At 43.2% G+C, this 4,734-nt stretch carries 6 protein-coding genes; 2 read left to right on the top strand and 4 right to left on the bottom strand.

Annotated elements, in window-relative coordinates:
• The first annotated feature begins 63 nt into the window (after window positions 1-63).
• The gene (locus tag JQM82_RS14380) at window positions 64-1,098 is read left to right on the top strand and encodes a proline racemase family protein (RefSeq protein WP_235251088.1); all 1,035 of its coding nucleotides are present in this window, start codon (window positions 64-66) and stop codon (window positions 1,096-1,098) included.
• A 96-nt stretch (window positions 1,099-1,194) separates the two neighbouring features.
• Window positions 1,195-1,782, top strand: a complete 588-nt coding sequence (locus tag JQM82_RS14375) for a TetR/AcrR family transcriptional regulator (RefSeq protein ID WP_235251087.1) — start codon at window positions 1,195-1,197, stop codon at window positions 1,780-1,782.
• Between the two features lie 127 nt (window positions 1,783-1,909).
• Here JQM82_RS14375 and JQM82_RS14370 read toward each other — a convergent pair whose 3' ends face one another.
• From JQM82_RS14370 to JQM82_RS14355, 4 genes are read right to left on the bottom strand one after another with little or no spacing between them, the layout of a single operon-like run.
• Window positions 1,910-2,146, bottom strand: a complete 237-nt coding sequence (locus tag JQM82_RS14370; protein WP_235251086.1) for a DUF3343 domain-containing protein — start codon at window positions 2,144-2,146, stop codon at window positions 1,910-1,912.
• Between the two features lie 2 nt (window positions 2,147-2,148).
• Window positions 2,149-2,352: a sulfurtransferase TusA family protein gene (locus tag JQM82_RS14365; protein WP_235251085.1), complete on the bottom strand. Its 204-nt coding sequence runs from the start codon at window positions 2,350-2,352 to the stop codon at window positions 2,149-2,151.
• Between the two features lie 50 nt (window positions 2,353-2,402).
• Window positions 2,403-3,500: a YedE family putative selenium transporter gene (gene yedE, locus JQM82_RS14360; RefSeq protein WP_235251084.1), complete on the bottom strand. Its 1,098-nt coding sequence runs from the start codon at window positions 3,498-3,500 to the stop codon at window positions 2,403-2,405.
• A gap of 46 nt (window positions 3,501-3,546) precedes the next feature.
• Window positions 3,547-4,701, bottom strand: coding sequence for an aminotransferase class V-fold PLP-dependent enzyme (locus tag JQM82_RS14355; protein WP_235251089.1), 1,155 nt, complete (start codon window positions 4,699-4,701; stop codon window positions 3,547-3,549).
• Window positions 4,702-4,734 lie beyond the last annotated feature (33 nt).

Here is a 4,734-nt window from a genome sequence, read left to right as displayed (position 1 = left end):
ATACAATATTTATAGATAAAATCTATAAATATCACCAATTATACGTGAAGGAGGTATATAATTATGGAGTTAAAAGCAAACGTTAACTTTGACCGGTTCGAAGCAGCTTTACAGGTAGTGGACGCTCACACTGTTGGCGAATTCTGCCGTGTCGTAATTGGTGGATTCCCGGAGCCGGAAGGCAACACAATGATTGAAAAGAAAAAATGGATGGAGCAGAACTATGATCAGGTTCGTACCGCTCTTATGTTCGAACCAAGAGGACATCATGACATGTTTGGTGCATTCCTCTGCGAACCAGTTAATCCAGAAGCAGATCTTGGGGTAATGTTTATGGATACAGGCGGATATCTGAACATGTGCGGTCACTGTACGATCGGTGCCGTAACAGTTGCGATCGAAGCCGGACTTGTTGAATCTCATGAAGGAGAGAATGAAGTAGCATTGGATGCTCCTGCCGGACTGATCCGTACAAAAGCAATCGTAAAAGACGGAAAAGTTGAAAGTGTTACATTAACAAACGTTCCTTCTTTTGTTTACAAAGAAAACCAGAAAGTTGTAATTGACGGAAAAGAAATTGAATTTACAATTTCCTTTGGCGGAAGTTTCTTTGCATTAGTTGATACAACCAAACTTGATCTTGGAGAAATTAATCCAAAGTCTATTCCTGAATATGCAAAACTCGGAATGAAGATGTTAGATGCAATTAACAAGGAAATCCCTGTTAAGCATCCTCTTCTTGACATTGATACAGTTGACCTTGTTGAATTCTACGGCCCAACTCCAAATCCGGACAAAGCTTCTATGAGAAACGTAGTTATCTTCGGAGATGCTATGGCTGACCGTTCACCATGTGGAACAGGTACAAGTGCAAAACTTGCTACTCTTCATCACTGGGGCGAACTCGCTGTCGGAGAAGAATTTATTTATGAAAGCTTTATCGGATCTTTATTCAAGGGCGTAATTAAGGAAACAACGAAAGTAGCAGATTATGACGCTGTTATCCCAATGATCACAGGAAGCTGCTATCTGACAGGCGTTGCTACATACCTGATTGACCCGACAGATCCATTGAAATATGGTTTCCAGGTAGGATAATTATCTCTCTAGATCAGAACAATTTACACTGATAATAGAAGCGGATTAACATAATCCGCTTCTATTTATAAAAAAGCACGAAAGGAATGAGCGCCAATGCCACGCAAACGCCAGTCCACGAAAAGCCGTATCGTAAAAGCCGCCTGGACCCTTTTTTACAAAAACGGATATGACCAGACAACGGTAGAAGATATTATCGCAGCATCAAAGACATCCAAAGGAACATTTTATCATTATTTCAAGGGGAAAGAATCCCTGTTGAATTCTCTCTCCTATCTGTTTGACCAGAAATACGAGGAACTTTCCACTGTCATTGATCCACATTGGTCAGAGTCTGATAAACTTCTCTTTCTGAATCATGAGCTGTTCCATATGATCGAGACCAGCGTAGATATTCATCTGCTTGCTTATCTTTATTCATCGCAGCTTACTACAAAAGACAAGAAGTCACTTTCTGACAAAAAAAGATTCTACTTCAAATGGCTTACTGAAATATTTTCTAATGGATTAGAAAAAGGCGAGTTTAAAAACACCAGCACTGCAGAAGAGTTAATGAATATCTATGCCATGTATGAGCGTGCACTGCTATATGATTGGGCTCTCTGCAAGGGAAAGTATTCTCTGACCGAATACAGCAATAAATTACTTCCTCATCTACTGGACACTTTTGTCAAAGGAGTATAATGGAATCATGAAATCACCGGAACCTGAAAAGGGACGGAATTCTGTATTACACATATTATACAGAATTCCGTCCCTTTTATTCATTTTACTTACATAAAGTTTTACACAAAGTACAAAAACCTGTGTTTCAGACCATACACTCGTGTATTTCTTCTTCCTCTATCCCTGCTTCTTTCATCATTGAAACGATTGCTTCTCTGTCTGACAGATCCGCGCACCAGGACAGACCACACCCTGCCGATATAGCTCTTGGAACCGGGATAATCCTTCCCGGAACCTGATGTTCTTTACACGCTTTCTCCATAGCCATCGCATCCGCTGTGGTATGAAAGGTCACAACAAGTTTTAATTCTTTTTTTCTCATTTCTACTCAATCACCACTTCGTAGAAGCCATCTTTCTCCGTAGAAACAGGTTTTTTCCCATGTTCTTTTGCATATTTTTCTACATTCATCTTCTGATGTGGTTCTGTAACCAGCACCTTTACCGGTCCGTCTGCAACCTTCAGAGCTTCAGCAGTCAGCATTAACGGTTCCGGACAAGAAAGACCTCTTGCATCTACTTCTTTCATATTATTTACCTTCTTTCCTAGAATACTATGTATACCTTAATATTTCAACCTTATTTTGCTTCTTTTCTCTTGTTTGTAAATGCAATTACAAAACATACAATGATGCAGATAATGCAGGCAACCTTTCCGTTAAGCGGTACTGCGCCGGCAACCACCTCCTGTGTCTCTGCATTCATTGCTGTTCCGCTTGCTGCCAGTCCAAAGTTATGGCAGATTGCTGATCCGACAAACATACCAACAACTGTCATTGCTGCATCTGAAGATCCCTGTCCGGCAAGAATGAGCTGACGAAGCGGGCATCCCCCAGCAAGGGTTGCTGCAAAACCTACGGTATACATTCCAAGAAGGTTCCAGAGATGCTCAGAATGAGCGATAACTCCTGGTGTATTGAATCCCAGAACAAATCTTCCCGTTGCAACATTGAACACAAGCATTACAACGAACAGTCCTGCAATTACGCTGAACAGATCAAAATTCTTCATCAGAATAATATCACGGATACTTCCGGCAAAGCACATTCTTGACTTCTGTGCAATTGCTCCAAAGATCAATCCTCCGATCAGAGATGCAATAACAGGTGCATGCATACTTCCCGGCCCTGCTTCGCTGGCCTTCAGAAGAGATGTACACAGTGCAAGAATCAGAATTCCCACAACGATAACCGGCAGAACAACTCCGTTTTCTTTATTTGTCACATGTGCTCTTCCGAGACTGAAGCCTTTTTTCAATGCTAACACACCTGTTGCAATACCAAGAATAAATCCAACAAGCGCTACCCATGCATTCAGATCACCAGCTGACATACGGATAATCATACGCAGAGGGCATCCAAGGAACACGAGCGCACCAATCATTATGATGATACCCAACACAAAGCGGATCATCGGTGATGAACCAGCCGTTGCACAATACTCTTTTGTTGCCACAGAGATAATAAATGCCCCAAGAACAAGTCCGATAATCTCCGGTCTTGCATACTGTACCACCTCTGCCTGATGCATTCCAAATGCACCTGCTGTATCACGAATAAAGCACGCAATACAAAATGCCATATTTGCCGGGTTTCCAAGTAATGCGAGGCATGCCGCTACAATACCACACACTGCGCCGCCCAGCGCAAGTTTTTTCTTTGAATCTGTTAAATTCATGTCATTTCCTCCTTTTTTCATTCTGGGAAGCACCATTCCGGGCGCTTTACAGTGTCTCCGGTTCCGGCTCTTCTGCCAGTTCGTGGATCGCTCTTATCGCAATATCCACTTCTTCTTCCGTGTTATAATGGGAAAAGCTGAATCTTACAGCCCCCTGTTCTACCGTTCCCAGCGCCTCATGCATAAGCGGTGCACAATGCCCTCCCGGTCTGGTAGAAATTCCATATTCTGTAAGAAGCTCATCACTCACTTCTGAAGAATCATATTCTCCGATGTTAAGCGTAACAATCGCACATCGGTTTTCCTGTGTAAAATCTCCATAGATCTTTACCCCCGGAACATCCTTTACTCCTTCGTAGAATCTTCGCATCAGCCTTTGCTCACGAGCTCTGATCTCATCAATTCCCGTACGTTCCAGATACTCCAGCGCAGCATGGAGTCCGGCTATTCCATGTCCGTTCAGCGTTCCCGCTTCCAGAGCCGTCGGCATCTGAACAGGATGCGTCTTACTGTATGTCTGTATCCCACTGCCTCCCGTTTTTAACGGGCGGATCTCTACACCTTCTCTGACATAGATTCCTCCGGTTCCCTGCGGTCCCAGAAGTCCTTTATGTCCGGTAAAGCACAGAATATCTATCTTCATATCCTCTACATCTATCGGAAATACCCCCGCAGTCTGAGATGCATCTACTACAAACAGAACATTGTGACGGTGTGCCAGTTCTCCAATCGGCTTAACATCAATATAATTGCCGGTAAGGTTCGAGCCATTGGTACATACGATCATCTTTGTATCCGGTGTGATCGCTTCTTCAATATCACGAATATTCAGGCGGCCCATGCTGTCACTGGGAACGATCGTCAATTTTACGCCTTTCTTCTCCATCTCATACAGAGGGCGAAGCACAGAGTTGTGTTCCAGCATCGTTGTAATCACATGATCTCCCGGACTTAGAATTCCTTTAATCGCAATATTCAGGCTCTCTGTAGAATTATTCGTAAATGCGATTCTTCTTGCATCCTTAGCCCCAAACAGCCTGGCAAGTCTCTCGCGGGTATCATATATGACCCTTGAAGCACTGAGCGACGCTTCATTCGCACCTCTTCCTGCATTCCCCATAGAACTCATCGCTCTGACTACTGCATCGATCACTTCCTGCGGCTTATGCATTGTCGTAGCCGCATTATCCATATATATCATATTATTCTCCTTTTTATCTGCACACAGATAACC

Origin of the sequence: Faecalicatena contorta, from assembly GCF_021531995.1 — a bacterium.
In the GTDB taxonomy this organism is placed as follows: domain Bacteria; phylum Bacillota; class Clostridia; order Lachnospirales; family Lachnospiraceae; genus Dorea_A; species Dorea_A contorta_A.
This window is presented reverse-complemented; position numbering and strand designations above follow the sequence as displayed.